Annotated in this window: 17 protein-coding genes; 13 read left to right on the top strand and 4 right to left on the bottom strand. The window is 74.1% G+C overall.

Going from position 1 to position 18,549, the window contains the following annotated elements:
- Complete coding sequence (locus tag BUE44_RS29735; protein ID WP_073502123.1) at positions 1 to 711, bottom strand: SDR family NAD(P)-dependent oxidoreductase; 711 nt, start codon at positions 709 to 711, stop codon at positions 1 to 3.
- A gap of 102 nt (positions 712 to 813) precedes the next feature.
- Here BUE44_RS29735 and BUE44_RS29730 point away from each other — a divergent pair, with 102 nt between their 5' ends.
- The 5 genes from BUE44_RS29730 (at position 814) to BUE44_RS29710 (ending at position 5,845) form a co-directional block, all read left to right on the top strand.
- Positions 814 to 1,644 (top strand): helix-turn-helix transcriptional regulator, encoded by an 831-nt coding sequence (locus BUE44_RS29730; RefSeq protein ID WP_073502122.1) that lies wholly within the window; start codon positions 814 to 816, stop codon positions 1,642 to 1,644.
- 48 nt (positions 1,645 to 1,692) lie between these two features.
- Entirely contained in the window at positions 1,693 to 2,499 is an 807-nt protein-coding gene (locus BUE44_RS29725) for an SGNH/GDSL hydrolase family protein (RefSeq protein ID WP_073502121.1), read from the top strand.
- Positions 2,500 to 2,557: 58 nt separating this feature from the next.
- The gene (gene purB / locus BUE44_RS29720) at positions 2,558 to 3,991 is read left to right on the top strand and encodes an adenylosuccinate lyase (protein ID WP_073502120.1); all 1,434 of its coding nucleotides are present in this window, start codon (positions 2,558 to 2,560) and stop codon (positions 3,989 to 3,991) included.
- Positions 3,988 to 4,542, top strand: coding sequence for a G/U mismatch-specific DNA glycosylase (mug, locus tag BUE44_RS29715; protein ID WP_073502185.1), 555 nt, complete (start codon positions 3,988 to 3,990; stop codon positions 4,540 to 4,542). The genes purB and mug overlap by 4 nt, the downstream gene beginning before the upstream one ends.
- A 139-nt stretch (positions 4,543 to 4,681) precedes the next feature.
- On the top strand, positions 4,682 to 5,845 hold the full coding sequence (locus BUE44_RS29710; protein WP_073502119.1) for an ROK family protein: 1,164 nt from the start codon (positions 4,682 to 4,684) through the stop codon (positions 5,843 to 5,845).
- Positions 5,846 to 5,954: 109 nt separating this feature from the next.
- On the opposite strand, the gene BUE44_RS29705 is transcribed toward BUE44_RS29710, so the two are convergent.
- Positions 5,955 to 6,713: a GntR family transcriptional regulator gene (locus tag BUE44_RS29705; RefSeq protein ID WP_073502118.1), complete on the bottom strand. Its 759-nt coding sequence runs from the start codon at positions 6,711 to 6,713 to the stop codon at positions 5,955 to 5,957.
- Between the two features lie 323 nt (positions 6,714 to 7,036).
- On the opposite strand from BUE44_RS29705, the gene BUE44_RS29700 reads away from it, so the two are divergent.
- On the top strand, positions 7,037 to 7,783 hold the full coding sequence (locus tag BUE44_RS29700) for an SDR family oxidoreductase (protein ID WP_073502117.1): 747 nt from the start codon (positions 7,037 to 7,039) through the stop codon (positions 7,781 to 7,783).
- 250 nt (positions 7,784 to 8,033) lie between these two features.
- A complete protein-coding gene (locus tag BUE44_RS29695) occupies positions 8,034 to 9,494 on the top strand; it encodes an NCS2 family permease (protein WP_073502116.1) in 1,461 nt (486 codons plus the stop codon).
- Between the two features lie 297 nt (positions 9,495 to 9,791).
- Here BUE44_RS29695 and BUE44_RS29690 read toward each other — a convergent pair whose 3' ends face one another.
- The gene (locus tag BUE44_RS29690) at positions 9,792 to 10,733 is read right to left on the bottom strand and encodes a DMT family transporter (RefSeq protein WP_073502115.1); all 942 of its coding nucleotides are present in this window, start codon (positions 10,731 to 10,733) and stop codon (positions 9,792 to 9,794) included.
- Positions 10,734 to 11,181: 448 nt separating this feature from the next.
- On the opposite strand from BUE44_RS29690, the gene pdxR reads away from it, so the two are divergent.
- The 5 genes from pdxR (at position 11,182) to BUE44_RS29665 (ending at position 17,397) form a co-directional block, all read left to right on the top strand.
- The gene (pdxR, locus tag BUE44_RS29685) at positions 11,182 to 12,552 is read left to right on the top strand and encodes a MocR-like pyridoxine biosynthesis transcription factor PdxR (protein ID WP_407640071.1); all 1,371 of its coding nucleotides are present in this window, start codon (positions 11,182 to 11,184) and stop codon (positions 12,550 to 12,552) included.
- Between the two features lie 50 nt (positions 12,553 to 12,602).
- Entirely contained in the window at positions 12,603 to 13,148 is a 546-nt protein-coding gene (locus tag BUE44_RS29680; protein ID WP_073502113.1) for a GNAT family N-acetyltransferase, read from the top strand.
- Between the two features lie 261 nt (positions 13,149 to 13,409).
- Entirely contained in the window at positions 13,410 to 14,744 is a 1,335-nt protein-coding gene (locus BUE44_RS29675; RefSeq protein WP_235002587.1) for a GNAT family N-acetyltransferase, read from the top strand.
- 353 nt (positions 14,745 to 15,097) lie between these two features.
- Positions 15,098 to 16,786, top strand: coding sequence for a DUF885 domain-containing protein (locus tag BUE44_RS29670; RefSeq protein ID WP_073502111.1), 1,689 nt, complete (start codon positions 15,098 to 15,100; stop codon positions 16,784 to 16,786).
- An 86-nt stretch (positions 16,787 to 16,872) separates the two neighbouring features.
- Positions 16,873 to 17,397 carry a GNAT family N-acetyltransferase gene (locus tag BUE44_RS29665; protein ID WP_073502110.1) on the top strand — a complete coding sequence of 175 codons (525 nt, stop codon included), beginning with the start codon at positions 16,873 to 16,875 and terminating at the stop codon, positions 17,395 to 17,397.
- A 76-nt stretch (positions 17,398 to 17,473) separates the two neighbouring features.
- On the opposite strand, the gene BUE44_RS29660 is transcribed toward BUE44_RS29665, so the two are convergent.
- A complete protein-coding gene (locus BUE44_RS29660; RefSeq protein ID WP_073502109.1) occupies positions 17,474 to 17,980 on the bottom strand; it encodes a rhodanese-like domain-containing protein in 507 nt (168 codons plus the stop codon).
- A 94-nt stretch (positions 17,981 to 18,074) separates the two neighbouring features.
- On the opposite strand from BUE44_RS29660, the gene BUE44_RS29655 reads away from it, so the two are divergent.
- On the top strand, positions 18,075 to 18,521 hold the full coding sequence (locus BUE44_RS29655) for an Lrp/AsnC family transcriptional regulator (protein ID WP_073502108.1): 447 nt from the start codon (positions 18,075 to 18,077) through the stop codon (positions 18,519 to 18,521).
- Positions 18,522 to 18,549: the final 28 nt, after the last annotated feature.

Here is an 18,549-nt window from a genome sequence, read left to right as displayed (position 1 = left end):
TCACCAGGGCAGGGTGCCCTCGGCGGTGAAGTAGCCGCCGGTCGGTCCGTCGGGGCCGAGCAGCGCCGTGCGCACGATGATCTCGGCGCCTTCCGCGACGCTCTGGACGCCGGTGTTGCCGTTCAGGTCGGTCCTGGTGAAGCCGGGCTCCACCGCGTTGATGCGGAAGGCCGGGAAGGCCTTGGCGTACTGCACGGTGAGCATGTTCACCGCGGTCTTGGACGCCGGGTAGGCGACGCCCGGGTAGTCGTACGCGTGGGTGCCGGGGGCGGAGAGCAGGGCGAGCGAGCCCAGGCCGCTGCTGACGTTGACCACGACGGGGGCCGCGGAGCGCCGCAGCAGCGGCAGGAAGGCGTGGGTGACGCGGACCGTGCCGAAGACGTTCGTCTCGAACGTCGCGCGCATCATGTCGGCCGTCAGGTCCGCCGCGCCGGCGACGGTGCCGTCTTCGGCCATCTCGCGCTGGATGCCGGCGTTGTTGATCAGCACGTCGAGGCCGCCGTCCGCCTCGACCGCCTTCGCCGCGGCCGCCACCGACGCGTCGTCGGTGACGTCCAACAGGACGGCCCGCGCGCCCAGCCGTTCGGCGGCCAGCCGGCCGCGCTCGGCGTCCCGGCAGCCGAGGTAGACGGTGTGGCCCGCGGCCACGAGGCGGCGGGCGGTCTCGTGGCCGAGGCCCTTGTTCGCTCCGGTGATCAGTGTTGATGTCATGTCCCCAGGCTGGCCCCGCGGTGTGCGGGCGGCCAGGTCCCTCGGCTTCCTGGGACCGGCAGTACCAGGACGGCCGGCGGGCGGCGGTGCGACAGTGGGGTCATGGCGACCACGGAGTTCGGGCACATGCTGCGGCGCTGGCGGGACCGGGTCCCGCCGGAGACGGCCGGGCTGCCGGTCGGCGGCCACCGGCGCGCGGCCGGGCTGCGCCGCGAGGAGCTGGCGCTGCTCGCCGGGATCTCGGTGGACTACATCACCCGGCTGGAACAGGGCCGCTCGGCCAACCCCTCGGAGCAGGTGGTGGAGGCGCTGGGCCGGGCACTGCGGCTGTCGGGGACCGAGCGCGAGCAGCTCTTCCACGCCGCCGGCCTGGTGCCGCCGGGCCGGGGCACGGTGCCCGCCTTCATCCCGGCGAGCGTGCAGCGCCTGCTGGACCGGCTGTCGGGGACGCCGGTCGCGGTCTCCGACGCGGCCTGGACGCTGCTGCTGGCCAACCCGCTGTTCACGGCGCTCATGGGCGAATTCCACGGCAAGGAGCGCAACGCGGTGTGGCGTACCTTCCTCGGCACGTCCACCCGGACCGTCCACACCGAGGAGACCCTGGCCTCGCTGCGGATCTCGCAGGTCGCCGGGCTGCGTGCGACCGCCGCGCGCTATCCGGCGGACCAGCGGCTGCGGCGGCTGATCGCCGAGCTGCGGGCGGACAGCGAGCTGTTCGCGCGGCTGTGGGACTCCCGGGCGGTGGCCGAGCACGACGGGTCCCGCAAGACCGTCGACCACCCGCAGCTGGGTCTGCTGACCCTGGACTGCGACCTGCTGCACGTCGAGGGCAGCGACCTGCGGATCATGGTCTACACGGCGGAGCCCGGTACGCGGGACGCCGAGCGGCTGGCACTGCTCGGCGTGCTCGGTACCCAGACGCTCGTCGGTTAGGGCGTGCCCGCCCGGCGCCGGCAGGGCGGCGGATAGGATCGCCGGGCGATGGAGAACGATCTCACTTACACCAGTTTCGTCGCCGTCGGCGACTCCTTCACCGAGGGCATGTCGGACCTGCTGGCCGACGGCAGCTACCGCGGATGGGCCGATCTGCTCGCCGCGCGGCTGGCCGCGCTGTCCGGTTCGGCGGACGGCTTCCGTTACGCGAACCTCGCGGTGCGCGGCAAGCTGATCCGGCAGATCGCCGAGGACCAGGTGGACACCGCCGCGGCCATGGGCGCGGACCTGGTCACGCTGGTCGGCGGCCTCAACGACGTGCTGCGGCCCGGCTGCGACGTAAACGCGGTGTGCGCGCACCTGGAGAGCGCGGTGGCCCGGCTGGCGCCGTCCTGCCGGCAGCTGGTGCTGATGCGCAGCCCGGCCCGCCGCGGCCCGGTCGCGACCCGGTTCCTGCCGCGTATGGAGCAGCTGTTCGCCTTCGTCGACGACCTGGCGGTGCGGCACGGCGCGATCGTGGTGGACCTCTACGGCGCCGAGGTGCTCGGCGACCAGCGGATGTGGGCCGACGACCGGCTGCACCTGACCGCCGACGGCCACGAGCGGGTCGCCGAGGCGGTCTGGCAGGCGCTCGGCCTGCCCGCGCAGGCCGACTGGACGGTCCGGCTGCCGCCCGCGGTACGCCCCGGCTGGGCGGCCCGGCGGGCCGCCGACCTGCGCTTCACCCGGCGCCACCTGCTGCCGTGGATCGGCCGCAGGTTGACCGGCCGCTCCTCGGGCGACGGCCGCCCGGCCAAGCGCCCCGACCTGCTGCCGTACGAGCCCGACCCGGTGCCGTACGAGGCGGGCGGCTGATCCGCCGCGGACGGCGCACGGACCTGCGGCACGCCCGCGGCCAGTAGAATCTGCACACGTGACAGTCAAGCCGCGTATCCCGAACGTCCTCGCCGGTCGCTATGCCTCCACCGAGCTGGCCGCCCTGTGGTCCCCCGAGCAGAAGGTGGTGCTGGAACGCCGGCTGTGGCTGGCGGTGCTGCGGGCGCAGAAGGACCTCGGAATCGACGTGCCCGAGCAGGCCGTCGCCGACTACGAGCGGGTGCTCGAACAGGTGGACCTGGGGTCGATCGCGGAGCGCGAGAAGGTCACCCGGCACGATGTGAAGGCCAGGATCGAGGAGTTCAACGCGCTCGCCGGGCACGAGCAGATCCACAAGGGCATGACGTCCCGCGACCTGACGGAGAACGTCGAGCAGCTGCAGATCCGGCTCTCCCTGGACCACGTGCGGGACCGCACGGTCGCGGTGCTGGCCCGGCTCGGACAGCTGGCGGGGCAGTATGCGGAGCTGGTGATGGCCGGGCGCTCGCACAATGTGGCGGCGCAGGCCACCACGCTGGGCAAGCGGTTCGCCACGGCGGCCGACGAGCTGCTGGTGGCCTACGAGCGGGTCGAGGACCTGCTGGGCCGCTACCCGCTGCGCGGCGTCAAGGGCCCGGTCGGCACCGCGCAGGACATGCTGGACCTGCTGGGCGGCGACGGCGGCAAGCTCGCGGAGCTGGAGCAGCGGATCGCCGCGCACCTGGGCTTCTCGCGGGCCTTCACCTCGGTCGGCCAGGTCTACCCGCGCTCGCTGGACTACGACGTGGTGACCGCGCTGGTGCAGCTCGCGGCGGCACCGTCGTCGCTGGCCAAGACGATCCGGCTGATGGCCGGGCACGAGCTGGTCACCGAGGGCTTCAAGCCGGGCCAGGTCGGCTCGTCGGCGATGCCGCACAAGATGAACACCCGCTCCTGCGAGCGGGTCAACGGGCTGATGGTGATCCTGCGCGGTTACGCCTCGATGACCGGCGAGCTGGCCGGCGACCAGTGGAACGAGGGCGACGTGTCGTGCTCGGTGGTGCGCAGGGTCGCGCTGCCCGACGCCTTCTTCGCCTTCGACGGGCTGCTGGAGACCTTCCTGACGGTGCTGGACGAATTCGGCGCCTTCCCCGCGGTGGTGGCGCGCGAGTTGGACCGCTACCTGCCGTTCCTGGCGACGACGAAGGTGCTGATGGGCGCGGTGCGCGCCGGGGTCGGCCGGGAGGTCGCCCACGAGGCGATCAAGGAGAACGCGGTGGCGTCCGCGCTGGCGATGCGCGAGCAGGGCACCGAGCGCAACGAGCTGCTCGACCGGCTCGCGGCCGACGAGCGGATCCCGCTGGACCGTACGCAGCTGGACGAGCTGATGGCCGACCGGCTGTCCTTCACCGGCGCCGCGGCCGGGCAGGTCGTCGAGGTGGTGCGGCGGATCGACGACGTCGTCAAGGCGCACCCGCAGGCGGCCGCGTACCGCCCGGGGGCGATCCTCTGACGCCCGAACAGCTGACGGCGGCCCGTGACCGCAGGCTCGACGACCTGCTCGCGGGGGGCCTGCGGGTGCTCTTCTGCGGGATCAACCCGGGCCTGATGTCGGCGTGGACGGGCTACCACTTCGCCCGTCCCGGCAACCGGTTCTGGCCGGCGCTGCATGCTTCGGGCTTCACCCCGCGGCGCTTCGCGCCGGCCGAGCAGGAGCAGCTGCTGGGCCTCGGGCTCGGGGTGACCAACATGGCGGCGCGGGCCACCGCGCGGGCCGACGAGCTGAGCGCGGAGGAGCTGGTCGAGGGCGGCCGGCTGCTGGCCGAGAAGGTCGCCCTCTACCGGCCGGCGTGGCTGGCGATCCTCGGCGTTACCGCCTACCGGGTGGCCTTCGCGGACAAGCGCGCGCAGGTCGGCCCGCAGCAGCGCACGCTCGGCGCGACCAGGATCTGGGCGCTGCCCAGCCCGAGCGGCCTCAACGCGCACTGGACGCCCGCGGCGCTCGCCGAGGAGTTCGGCAGGTTGCGCTCGGCCGCCTTCGCACCACCCCGGCAAGGCGGCTGACGGTGCGTCGGTACGGCCGGTGGCAGCCGGCCGGCGCAGGCCCTGCCTGCGGAGCAGAAACGTAACGGGACCGCACTCGCCGCGAGCCCCCGCTCCGGGTACGATCCGCCACACACAGGCACAGTCTGGGAGGACATACGTGGGGCGACTCACCGGCGGGGATCCGTCCCTGCTCAGGCGGATCAACTCCGCGGTCGTCCTCGATGCCCTGCGCGGAGCGCAGACTCCCACCCTCACCGAGCTGGTCCACAGCACCGGCCTGTCCCGGCCCACCGTCGAGGGCGTCATCGAGGGGCTGACGGAGTCCGACCTGGTGGTCGAGGTCGGACCGGAGGCCGGTGACACGCGCAAGCAGGGCAGGCCGGCCCGGCGCTTCCGCTTCCACGCCGAGGCGGGGCACCTGCTGGGCATCGAGATCGGCGCCCACCAGGTACGGGTGGTGCTGTCCGACCTGAGCGGCCAGGTCCTGGGCTCGCACGGGCGGGACGTGGACGAGGCGGCATCCGCCGACGACCGGCTCGACCGGGTCCGCGGCACGGTCGCCGAGCTGCTGCGCAAGGCCGGGGTGGCGCGCAGCACCCTGTGGGCGGTCGGCGTCGGCAGCCCCGGCATCGTGGAGGCGCACGGCGAGGTGCGGCTGGGCACGGCACTTCCCGGCTGGACCGGGCTGCCGCTGGGCGAGCGGCTGCAGCGCTCCTTCCGCTGCCCGGTGCTGGTGGAGAACGACGCGAACGTCGCGGCGGTGGCCGAGCACTGGAAGGGCGTGGCGGTCGGCACCGACGACGTGGTCTTCGTGCTGGCCGGGCTCAGCCCCGGGGCCGGATCGCTGATCGGCGGCCGGCTGCACCGCGGCTTCGGCGGCGCCGCGGGCGAGATCGGCGCGCTGCACCTGCTGGGCCGCGAGGTCACCCCCGAGCATCTGCTGTCCACCACCGGCGAGCCGCTGCACCCGCTGGACGAGCCCGCCGTCGAGCGGGTCTTCGCACTGGCCAAGCAGGGCGACGCGCAGGCCAAGGACGCCGTCGAGCGGTTCCTGGGACGGCTGGTGCACGACGTGGCGGCCCTGGTGCTGGCCATCGACCCGGAGCTGGTGGTGATCGGCGGCTGGGCCGCGGGCCTGGACGGCGTACTGGAACCGCTGCGGGCCGAGCTCACCCGCTACTGCCTGCGCGCGCCGAAGGTGACGCTGTCGGCGCTGGGCCAGGAGGCGATCGCCACGGGCGCGCTGCGGTTGGCGCTCGACCACGTCGAGCAGCAGCTCTTCGCGGTGGAGCAGACGTCGATGGGGCGGCGCTGGCCGTAGGGCGTGTCCGCGAAGTCCCGTCCGGCAGGTGGGTTCTCGCACGAACGTACGGTGACGCGAAAGGCCCGTCCCTCGCGGGGCGGGCCTTTGCGCTGGGTGCGGTGCCGGGTCAGGAGGCCTGGCGGGTGTCCTGCTGGTGGTGGGTGACCTCGAACGCGCCGGCATCGCCGAAGGTCAGCCGGCAGGTGTCGGCGCGGTAGGTGGACACCGACGCGGCGGCGACCCGCCCGCCGGTGTAGTAGCGCGACGTGACGACCAGCACCGGGGCGCCCGGCAGCCGGTCCAGCTGCTTGGCGTCGTCCGCGCGGGCCGAGCCCAGCTCGACGGCGCGGTCCTCGCCCTCCAGCTCCAGGGCGTGCAGCTCGCGCAGCACGGCGGGCGCGTGGGCGGCCGGCGACAGGTCGGCGGGCAGGCCGGGCACGGACGCCGGCGGAACGTACAGCAGCTCGGCGGCCACCGGCTGGCCGCGCATCACGCGGGCCCGGCGGATGGTGTGCACGGCCTCGTCGGGGCCGGTGCCGAGCAGGGCCGCGATCGCGGCGGGCGCGACGGCCTCGACGCAGCCGACGGTCTCCCAGGCGTCGCGCGCGCCGGGCCAGCTGTTGGCCGACGGGCCGACGGCGACACCCATACGCGGTGGAGCCACGGTGGTGCCGACACCACGGCGGCGCTGCAGCCGGCCTTCCAGCTCCAACTGCTCCAGCGCCTGCCGGAGCGTCGCCCGGGCGACACCGAAGCGGGCGGCCAGATCCCGCTCGTTCGGCAGGATCTCACCGACCTCGAACTCCGAGTCGAGGGCGTCGTTCAGCACGGTCTTGAGGTGCCAGTACTTAGGCTCAGGCACCGATTCGAGCTGCGTGGTCCCCACCCTGTCCTCGCAATCAGCTCAAGGCTTGTTCAGCCTTGTTTCCTAACCACTCTTTATTAAAGGTCCTTGCACTACTACGGACGATAGAGCCGGGCGCCAAGCTTGGTCAAGACCAATCCTCGAACCGGTACAGGCCCGCAGGAAGCGGATACGTGTGCCGTTCATGCGATGTTGACGGAGTGCTGCGATAGCGTTCGTGATCATCGGGGGGCGCTGCGGACGGCACGGCACCGGCGGCAGCGCACGGACCGCCTGGCAGGTCAGGCACCGCACGGCAGGTCAGGCACTCCACGGAACGTCAGGCACGAAGGAGCGGATGGTCGATGGGCGAGGTCACGCTGGTCACCGGCGGCAGTCGCGGCATCGGGGCGGCGGTGTCGCTGCGGCTGGCCGCCGCGGGGCACCGGGTGGGCATCGGCTACGAGCGCGCCAAGGACGCTGCCGAGGACGTCGCCCGGCGGATCCGCGAACAGGGCGGCGAATGCCTGCTCTTCCAGGTCGACACCAGCGACGCGGACCAGGTCGACGCCTACTTCGACGCGGTCAAGGAGCAGCTGGGCCCGGTCACCGGGCTGGTGAACAACGCCGGGATCACCGGCCCGCTCGGCCGTTTCACCGAGACCCCGGTCGAGGTGATGCGCCGGGTGGTGGACGTCAACCTGATGGGCGCGCTGCTGTGCGCACGGCGGGCGGCGCTGGAGATGTCCACCCGCTACGGCGGCGACGGCGGCGCGATCGTGAACATCTCCTCGGGCGGCGCCACCCTGGGCAGCCCCGGCGAGTACGTGCACTACGCGGCGAGCAAGTCCGCGGTGGACGCGCTGACCGTGGGGCTGTCCAAGGAGCTGGGCCCCGACGGGGTGCGGGTGAACTCGGTGCAGCCGGGAATGGTGGTCACCGACATCCACGCCGCGATGGGCGACCCGCAGCGGCCGTGGCGCAATCCCGAGCGGGTGCCGATGCGGCGCCCCGGCCAGCCCGAGGAGATCGCGGGGGCGGTGGCCTGGCTGCTGTCGGCGGAGGCGTCGTACACCACGGGCGCGGTGCTGCGGATCGCCGGCGGGCTGTAGCCGCCGGCCGCTGGGGTGGCGTCGGCGGTCGGGACGCGAGTATTGACCTGAGCATGGCTGAAACCCGACGGTGATACCGGGTAACGCCACGGAAACCCGCCCGGGCCCTCGAACGAGGACAATCCGTGTGCCCAGCCTGCGGAAACGCGTGTGCGGCGGGGCCGCGGCGGCGGCGCTTCGCGCCACCGGATCCGCGGCACCCGACGCGCAACGACTCGTCACGCCCGAGACGCAACACCAGAGGAGCACCATGCCAGGACCCGTCGTGGACACCGAGAAGCCGGTGTCCGCACCGCCACCCGGAGGCAACGCGCTGGACCGCTACTTCCGTATATCGGAGCGCGGTTCGACACCGGGACGGGAGATACGCGGAGGTTTCGCCACCTTCTTCACGATGGCGTACATCCTCGTGCTCAACCCGATCATCCTGTCCGGTGCGACGGACAAGTTCGGGCACCACCTGTCGACCACCCAGCTGGTCACCGCCACCGCGCTGGTGGCCGCGGTGATGACCGCGATCATGGGCGTCGGCGGCAATCTGCCGCTGGCCGTGGCGGCCGGGCTCGGGCTGAACGCGGTGGTCGCCTTCCAGCTCGCGCCGAAGATGAGCTGGCCCGACGCGATGGGCCTGGTGGTGCTCGAAGGCCTGCTGATCTGCGTCCTGGTCGCCACCGGGCTGCGCGAGGCGATCATGAACGCCATCCCGCTGCCGATCAAGCAGGCGATCAGCGTCGGCATCGGCCTGTTCATCGCCTTCATCGGCTTCATCGACGCCGGTTTCGCCAGCCGCATCCCGGACGCGGCCAAGACCACCGTGCCGGTGCAGCTCGGCGGTACCGGCACGCTCACCGGCTGGCCGGTACTGGTGTTCTGCCTCGGCGTGCTGCTGACGGTGGCGCTGGTGGCCCGGCGGGTCAGGGGCGCGATCCTGATCAGCATCGTGGTGATGACGGTCGTGGCGATCATCGTCGACAAGGTCGCCGACCTGCCGGCCGGCGCGTGGGGGCTGACCGCGCCCAAGGTGCCCGACGACATCGTCGCCACCCCGGACTTCGGACTGATCGGCCACTTCAGCCTCTTCGGCGGCTTCTCGGAGGCGGGGGTGGTCACCGCGTCGCTGTTCGTCTTCACGCTGGTGCTGTCCGACTTCTTCGACGCCATGGGCACGATCGTCGGCATCTCCAGCGAGGCCGGGCTGCTCGACGAGCAGGGCAGGGTGCCGAACATCGGCCGGGTGCTCTTCATCGACGGCGCCGCGGCCGTCGCGGGCGGCGGGGCGTCCGCCTCGTCCGCCACCGCCTACGTCGAGTCCGCGGCGGGCGTCGGCGAGGGTGCCCGTACCGGGCTCGCCAGCCTGGTGACCGGGGCGCTCTTCGCCGTGGCGCTCTTCCTGTCGCCGCTGGCCTCGGTGGTGCCCTCGCAGGCGGCGGCGCCCGCGCTGGTCGCGGTGGGCTTCCTGCTGATGGCGCAGGTGCGCAACATCGACTGGACGCAGTACGACATCGCGATCCCGGCCTTCCTGACGATCGCCGCGATGCCCTTCACGTACAGCATCACCAACGGCATCGGGGCGGGCTTCCTGTCCTTCGTCGTCATCAAGGTGGCGCTCGGCAAGGTCCGGGAGGTGCACCCGCTGGTGTGGGGGGTGTCGGTCTGCTTCCTGGCCTACTTCGCCATCGACCCGCTGCAGCAGGTGCTGGGCGTGAAGTAGGGCGCCACGCACAGGGGCCTGCCCCGCTCGCTCGGGGGCTGCTTTCGCCTTGGCCGCCGCTTCGGCAGCACGCGGCGTGCCCGCCGCTTCGGCAGCACGCGGCGTGCCCGCCGCCTCCGCGCCGCGTCCGCCCGAGGAGGGGCGGGCGGACGCGGTGCGGCCGTGGCGCCCCGACCGGGACGGGGGCGCCCGGTCGGGGCAGTTGGCCGGGCCGGTGCCGCGCACCGGCCCGTACTGCCACAACTCCCCCCATCCCACCGGAGTTCCCGCCGCCGGACAATTCCCCCGGAGTCGGCCTCAACGGCGCATCGGGGCCGGCTGGGCCGCGCGCCCGGCCGGCCCCGCGACCGGCTTCCGCGGCCGCTCCCGGCGACGGCTCGCGCCGACCGCGACGCCGGCCGCGACCAGGGCGCTGCCGGCGAGTTGGGCCGCGCCCAAGGTGCCGAGCGCGACCAGCGGTGCGGTCAGCGCCGCCGACACCGGGATCAGGCCGGAGAAGAGGGTGGCGCGTTCCGCGCCGAGCCGCTGCATGCCGGCGTACCAGCACACGAACCCGATGACGGTGGCCACGACCGCCTGCCAGCCGAGCGCCGCCGCCTCCGCCCCGGTCGGTACGCGCAGCGCCGCCGTACCCTCCAGCGCCACGCCGAGCGCGGCGGCCTCGACGGCGGCCAGCCCGCACACGCACGCGGACAGCACCAGCGGCCCCAGCGGGGCCACCAGGGGTGCGGCGAGCAGCGCGAAGCCCACTTCGCCGCCGAGCGCGGCCACCGACCACAACAGGCCGGGCACGTCCGTCCCGCCCCACCCCTGGACGACGAAGGCGCCGCCCGCGACCATCACGGCCCCCGCCGCACCCGCCGGCGTCGGCCGACGCCCCGCCGCGAGTGGCACCAGCACCGCCACGACGACCGGTGCGCACCCCACGAGCACCCCGGGCACGGCGGGTTGCGCGGTGCGCTCGGCGGCCAGCACCGACAGGTTGAAGCCGACCATGCCGACGCCGGCGACCGCCGCCGCCAGCGCCCACTGCCTCCCCCGCAGCGCCCCGAGCCGCACCCGCGCCCCGGCCCGCCGCGCGGGCCACGCCAGCAGCGCGGACGCGACGCCGTAACGCACGGCCTGCCCGCCGGCATGCGGATATCCGACGAGCGCGCCGCCGGCGGTGAAGGACGCGCCGACGAGAAAGCAGGCGAGAGCGGCGAGACCGATGCCGGCCCGGTGGGAGGAGGACGTCATGCGGCAACGCTAGGAGTGGGAGTGGTCCGGTTTAAGGTCCAATCCCATGAGAGCGAAGCGGACCACTTCGAGGGCGGATTCGGCGACGGTACGCCCCGAGGTGCCCGCGGACGGGCCGGCGGCGACTGACGCGCGGGCCCCGCGGCAAGCGAGCGGCGGGGCTCGCGTCCCCGACGGAGGAGCCGAGCCCACCCGGGCAACGGGCGAAGGAGCCGAGCCGGGCGGGACGCGGAGCACGCCGGACACCGGCGCCAAGCCGGCCGGGACGCAGGACCCGCCGGACACCGGCGCCAAGCCGGCCGGGGCCGACGGCTGGGCGGCCGCGCCCGGCCGTGGCGCTCACCGGCACGCCGCGCCACGGCGCGCTCGCGGCACTGCTCCGGCAGACGGCAGCGGGCCGACCGCGCCAGGTGGCAGCGGCGGGCCTGGGCCCGCGTGGGAGGTGCTGGTGGAGCTCGGGGGCGGGCGCGGGCGGGGGCGGGCCTTGCAGGCGGGGTTGCGGGAGGCGGTGCGGGTAGGGCGGTTGGGGGCCGGAACGCAGTTGCCGTCGAGTCGGGAGCTGGCCGCTGACCTCGGGGTGTCCAGGGGGATGGTCACCGACGCATATGCGCAGCTCACCGCCGAGGGGTATCTGACCAGCCGGCAGGGCGCGGGCACCTGGGTGGCCGACGTGCGGCGGGGTCCGGCGCCGCGGCCCGGTGGTGATTTCGCCGCCGACGACCGGGGCGGGCCCGACGACCTGCGGCCCGGCCTGCCGGACCTCGCGCTCTTCCCGCGAGCCGCCTGGTCGGCGGCGCACCGGCGGGTGATGACCGCCCTCCCCCACCGCGCCTTCGGCTATCCCGATCCGCGTGGCCTGCCCGAACTGCGGGCGGCGCTCGCCGCGTTGCTCGGCCGGCGACGCGGGGTGGCCGCCGAGCCGGACCAGGTGATGGTCACGTCCGGGGTGGCACAGGCGCACACCCTGCTCGGGCTCGTGCTGCACGCCCGCGGGCAGCGGACGACCGCCGTCGAGGACCCCGGCAGCCCCGAGCACACCGCGCTGCTCGCCGCGACGGGCCTGACCGCGGTACCGATCCCGGTGGACGCGGAGGGGCTGTCGGTCGCGGCGCTGGCGGCCGCCGGCGTACGGTCCGCGGTGGTCACGCCGTGCCACCAGTTCCCGTCCGGAGTGGCCTACTCCGCCGCCCGGCGGGCCGCGCTGGCCGGCTGGGCGCGGGACTGCGGCGGGACGGTCGTCGAGGACGACTACGACGGCGACTTCCGCTACGACCGGCAGCCCGTGGGCGCCCTCCAGGGGCTCGCGCCGGAACACGTCGTCTACACCGGCTCCGCGAGCAAGTCGCTGGCTCCCGGGCTGCGACTGGGCTGGCTGGTCGGGCCGCGGGACGTCGTCGCGGAGGCGGCGGAGCGCAAGCGGACGATGGACCTCGGGCACTCGGTCACCGAGCAGGCCGTGCTCGCCGACTTCCTGGCCTCCGGCGCGTACGACCGCCAACTGCGGCGCTGCCAGCGGCTGTACCGGGCGCGCAGGGACGCGCTGGTCGGCGCGCTGGCGCGGTACGCCCCCGGCGGCGAGGTGAGCGGCATCGCGGCCGGGCTGCACGCGATCGTCACCCTCCCCGAGCGCTACGGGCCCGAGCCGGCCTTCCTCGCCGCGGCGGCCCGCGCGGGCGTCGCCGTCCGGCCGCTGTCCGACTACCGCACGTCCCCACGGCCGCCCGACGGCGGCGACGACGGCCGGGTCCGGCTGGTGGTGGGCTACGCGCACCTGACGCCGGAGGCGATCGCCCGAGCCGTACGCCTCCTGGTGCGATGACCGGTGCGGGCTGCACGTAAGTTGGCGGGCGAAACCTGGGAGGCCATCGGATGACCGTCGAACTCACCGTCCCCGCACAGGCGGGCTGGCCGGGACTGCTGCTGCGCCCCTGGGCCGCGGACGACGCGGAGGCCCTGGCGGCCGAGCACCAAGACCCGGACATGCGGCGCTGGCTGATGAGCACCCTCGACGGCACGGCGGCGGCGCGGGAGTGGATCGACCAGCAGGCGCAGGCCTGGGAGGGCGGGCTGCGCTACAGCTTCGCGGTGGTCGAGCGGGACGCCGCGCGGCCGGTCGGGCATGTCGCGGTCAAGCGGAAGACGGCCGGGGCTCCGTCCGCGGAGATCGGCTACTGGACGGCGGCTGCCGTACGCGGCCGGGGCATCGCGCCCCTGGCGGTCGGCGCGGTGACCGGCTGGGCGCTCGGCAGCGGGGCGGGCGCACCGGCGCTGAGCCGGCTGGAACTGCTGCACGCGGTGCCCAACACCGCCTCCTGCCGGGTCGCGGTGAAGTCCGGCTTCCCGCTGTGGGGCGCGTTGGAACCGCACCCGCCGAAATTTCCCCACGCGGGGCACATCCACGTCTGCGAGGGCTGACCCGAGCAGGGCGTACGCGCGGCGGTAGCGGCCGGCACCGCCGCCCGACCCGGCCGCCGATCGACCGCGGTCGGTCAGGGTGCCGCCCGCCCTGAGCAGGGCGCCGAGGCGCGGTGGTCGGTTTCGTACCGGCAACGGACGCCAAAGACGTTGAAAAGGTAAGTTAACCGAGAAGATCCGCCCTTTACCGTCTGGTCACGGCATGTTCGTGATCACGCAACACGAGTTCGCCATTGTAGGCGTATGCCTCATACGACTCCCGTGCCTCCTGTTCGGGCCGCAACCCGGCGCCGTCACTGGGGCCGCGACCTCACGGAAGTGGCCGCGCTGTTCGCCGCGATGGCCGCCGCCGACCTCATCGCCGACCTGGTGAACCACGGCCCGGACGGCGGCTTGCTGCTCATGACCTCGGCCGCGGCACTGCTCGCCGCCGCCGCCGCGCACGTGTGGTGGACCCACCGCCGCTCCGGCCGCACCCCGGCCGCCGCCGTACCGGAGGTGCCCGCCGGGGACGCCGACCGGCGCGAGGACGCCGAGCCGACGCTGTGGCGGCTGCGCACCACCGTGCGGGACACCCCCGGCAGCCTCGGGGCGGTGTGCACGGCGCTGGCGGGCAGCCGGGTGGACATCGTCACGCTGCAGACCCATCCGCTGGCCGAGGGCACCGTCGACGAGTTCCTGCTGCGGGCGCCGGCGGCGCTGCCGGCCGCGGCGCTGGTGCTGACCGTCGCCGACGCGGGCGGCACCGACACCTGGCTGGAGCGCGCCGACGCGCACGACCTGGTCGACACCCCGACCCGGATGCTCACCCTGGCCACCCGTACCGCCCTGGACGCCGCGGAACTGCCGCTGGCGCTCCGCCAGTTGTTCGGCCGTTGCACCATCAGGTCCATCCCGGCGGCCGCCGGCGAGGGGCCGGTGCAGGACACCCTGGAGGACACCGTGATGCGGCTGGGCGACCCGTCGGGCGGCACGATCACCGTGCAGCGCGACCACCTGCCCTTCACCCCGACCGAATTCGCCAGGGCCCGCGCCCTGGTGGAGCTGGACGCCAGGCTCGGCGTACGGGTGCCCGACAGCCGCCACGTCGTGACGCTGCCCGAAGGCAACGAGCTGACGGTGCGCCGGGCCGGTCCCGAGGACCGCACGGCCGCCCTGGCGATGCACGACCGCTGCTCCCCCGCCACGCTGGCGATGCGCTACCACGGCCCCACCGATGACGCCGACCGCTACCTCGACCACCTGCTCAGCCCGCGTTTCGGCCAGTCCCTGGCCGTCGAGACCGCCTCCGGCCGCCTGGTGGCCCTGGGCCACCTGCTGTGGGACGGCGACGAGAACGAGGTCGCACTGCTGGTCGAGGACGGCTGGCAGCGCCGCGGCATCGGAGCGGTGCTGCTGCGCAAGCTGGTGGAACTGGCGTCCGAGGCGGGGCGCGAGAGCGCCTACGCGGTGACCCGGGCGACGAACACGGGGATGGTCGCGACGATGCGGGAGCTGGGACTCCCCCTGGACTACCAGGTCGAGGACGGCACCCTCGTCATCACCGCGACCCTGCCGTCGCCGGCCGCCCTCCCCTGGGCTGCCGCCCGCCGCTAGGTGTTCTGTCCGGCGGATCTTGGCGGATCAGCCTGCGGCGTCCGGTGCCGTACATCGCAAGGCGGAGAATCGTCCTCGTACCGGGTCGTACAAGGATGATTCGACAACGCTGGGGGCACCTCCCGCCGAAGGCAGGGGGAGGGGTGCGGTGCCGGGCGTCGCAGACCCGGCAAGATCCGCCGGACAGGCCCTAGGAGGGCCTTCGGCGTGGCGGGGCGCGCGGAGTCCGCCCCCCGCCACGGCGGACCGGCCGGACGCGGTCCGCGTCCACCGCCCCCGGCGACACGCCGGTGTCAGGGGCGAACGTCACAATGATGGTGACGCGGTGCCCGGTCTCGTACGAGGATGGCCGCATGTCCACTCTCACCGCTTCCTCGCTTCCCCGCCAGGTCGCCGACGCCTACGTCGACGACCTCGTCGCACTCGACCCCGCACTCGGCACGTATCTGGGGGTGCCGGGCACGGCCCGGCGGCTGCCCGACTTCTCGCCCGCCGGCGCCGAGGCGCGCGCGGCGCTGGCCCGCACGACCCTGGACCGGCTCGCCGAGTCCGAGTCGGCTCCCGGGGGCGACAGCGACGCCGAGCGGCGCTGCGCGCGGTTGCTGCGCGAGCGGCTGACGGCCGAGCTCGCGGTGCACGCGGCGGACGAGCACCTGCGGTCGGTGAGCAACCTCGACACCCCCGCGCACCACATCCGCGAGGTGTTCACGCTGATGCCGGCCGAGACCCCGGAGCACTTCGCGGATCTCGCCGCCAGGCTACGCGCCGTGCCGGCCGCGCTGGCCGGCTACCGCGTCTCGCTGACCGAGGGCCTGGCCCGCAAGCTGTACGGCGGGCCGTGGCAGGTCGCCACGATGATCAAGCAGTTCACCGAGTGGACGGGCGAGGAGGGCTCGGGCAGCTGGTTCGCGAGCCTGGTCGCGGACGGCCCCCAGGAGCAGCGCGCCGAGCTGGACGCGGCCGCCGCCGAGGCCACCGCCGCCTTCCTGGAGCTGCGCGACTGGCTGCGCGACACCTACGCCCCCGCCATCGAGGGGGCTCCGGAGACGGTGGGCCGCGAGCGGTACGCGACCTGGTCGCGGATGTGGAACGGCACCGACCTGGACCTGGACGAGGCGTACGCGTACGGCTGGTCCGAATACCACCGGCTGCACGGCGAGATGGTCACCGAGGCGGCCAGGATCCTGCCGGGGAAGGACCCCTGGGAGGTGCTGGCGCACCTCGACGAGCACGGCCAGGCCATCGAGGGCGTGGACGAGGTGCGGGACTGGTTGCAGGCCCTGATGGACGAGGCGATCGAGGCGCTCGACGGCACGCACTTCGACCTGGCCGACCGGGTCAAGGTGGTCGAGGCGCGCATCGCGCCGCCCGGTGGTGCGGCGGCACCGTATTACACCTCGCCCTCCGAGGACTTCTCCCGGCCCGGCCGCACCTGGCTGCCGACGATGGGCCGCACCCGCTTCCCGGTCTTCGACCTGGTGTCGACCTGGTACCACGAGGGAGTGCCGGGGCATCACCTGCAGCTCGCCCAGTGGGCCCACGTGGCGGGCGACCTCTCCCGCTACCAGGCCGGCGTCGGCCTGGTCAGCTCCAATGCCGAGGGCTGGGCGCTGTATGCCGAGCGGCTGATGGACGAGCTCGGCTTCCTCTCCGACCCGGAGCGGCGGCTCGGCTACCTGGACGCGCAGATGATGCGCGCGGTACGGGTGATCATCGACATCGGCATGCACGTCGGCCTGGCGATCCCCGCGGACTCGCCCTTCCACCCCGGTGAGACCTGGACGCCGGAGCTGGCCCAGGAGTTCTTCGGCCGGCACAGCGGCCGCAAGCCCGAGTTCGTCGAGAGCGAGATCATCCGCTACCTGGGCATTCCCGGCCAGGCGATCGGCTACAAGCTCGGCGAGAGGGCCTGGCTGCTGGGCCGGGAGGCCGCGCGCGCCGCGCACGGCGACGCCTTCGACGCGAAGGCGTGGCACATGGCGGCGCTGTCGCTCGGCTCGCTCGGCCTGGACGACCTGGTCGAGGAAATCTCCGCGCTGTAGACCGCGTTGCCCCCGCGCCGCGCCCCTCCCGGGCGCGGCGCGACCCGTCCCTCCCGTGAACTCCCCCGACAAGGCGGTAAGGCCAGATGACCCTGCACGCTTCCCTCGACGGCGGCCGGCTGGTCCTGACCCAGGGCAGGCTGACGCTGCGCGAGCAGTTGCCGCAGGACGCGGCGCAGCTGGCGGACGGCAAGCCGGCCGGGCTGACGTGGATCGACGGGGTGCCGGGCGAGGGCACGATAGGGGCGGCCTCGATGACGGTCGCCGCTGCCGCGGCCGGCCTCTACCGGCCCGGCTGGGGCCTGTTCGCGATCCAACGCACCGTCGACGGCACGGCGGTGGGCGGCGCCGGCTTCCACGGGCCACCGGACGGCGGCTCGGTCGAGATCGGCTACGACCTGTCCGCCTCGGGCCGCGGCGCCGGATGGGCCACCGACGCGGCGCGCGCGCTGTGCCAATGGGCCCTGAGCCAGCCCGAGGTGGACCTCGTGCGCGCCACGACGGAGCCCGGGAACGCCCCGTCCCAGGCGGTGCTGGCCCGCATCGGCTTCCAGCAGACCGCTGACCGTGGCGACTTGTGGGCGTACGAGCTGCGCGGCCTGCCGGTCTGAGCCGCGCCGCGGTCGGGCCTCCGGGCCGCGCCGTGAGCGGTCCGGCCAGGTGGCCGTACGCCGCGTACGGCTGCCGTCAGCAGCCGCACGCGTCGGCGCCGAGCGGTGCGGTCAGGGCGTCGGGGTCGCGGCGGGCCGGGCCCTCGGCCGTCCGGTAGCCGAAGCCCTCCCGGATCCAGTACTCGATCCCGCCGAGCATCTCCTTGACCTGGTAGCCGAGCCCGGCCAGTGCGGCGGCCGCCCGCACGGCGCCGTTGCAGCCGGGGCCCCAGCAGTGGACGACGACGGGGACGGCGTGGTCGAGGAAGGCGCCGGCGAGCTGCGGGATCTGGGCGGTGGGCAGGTGGACGGCGCCGGGGATATGGCCCTGGTCCCAGGCCTGCGTGCTGCGGGTGTCGACCAGGACGAAGCCGGGGTCGCCGCCGCCTTCCGCCGCTTCGAGGGCGGCGGCGACGTCGGAGACGTCGGTGTGGAAAGCCAGGCTCGCCGTGAAGTAGGCGGCGGCGTCCGCGGGTGCGGCGGGCGGCACCCGCAGGACGGGGTTGGCGCTGGTCAGGGCAGGTGCGGGAAGGTGTGTCGTCATGGCTGAGAATCTACGGCCGACCGGGTCGGCCGGGAAGTAGGATTCCCCGGCCTCCGGCTTGATCTGCCGGGCTAATCCCTGGTATCCCTCAGGAATGACCGCTTATTCCCTGGACGCTACCGACTGGCGGCTGCTGGAAGCCCTGCAGCGGGACGGCCGCGCCACTTTCGCCGAGCTGGCACGTACCGTCGCGATGTCGCCGAGCGCCGTCACCGAGCGGGTGCGGCGGCTGGAGGAGGCGGGGGTGATCACCGGCTATTCGGCGGTGATCGACCACGAGCGCATCGGGCTGCCGATCCTGGCGATGGTGCGGCTGCGCTATCCGACCGGCAACTACAAGCCCTTCCACGACCTGCTGGCGAGCACGCCCGAGGTGCTCGAAGCGCACCACGTCACCGGGGACGACTGTTTCGTGATGAAGGTCGCCGCGCGCTCGATGCGGCATCTGGAGGAGACGACCGGCCGGATCTCCGGGCTCGGCGCCGTCACCACCAGCATCGTCTACTCCTCGCCGCTGGAGCGCCGGCCCCTGGTGCTGTGAGGGTGCCGGTGCCGTTGTCTTGACGGTG

Origin of the sequence: Actinacidiphila paucisporea (assembly GCF_900142575.1) — a bacterium.
GTDB classification, from domain to species: Bacteria; Actinomycetota; Actinomycetes; order Streptomycetales; family Streptomycetaceae; genus Actinacidiphila; species Actinacidiphila paucisporea.
Note: the sequence above shows the minus strand (reverse complement) of the source record. Positions and strands in the feature narration are given on the sequence as shown.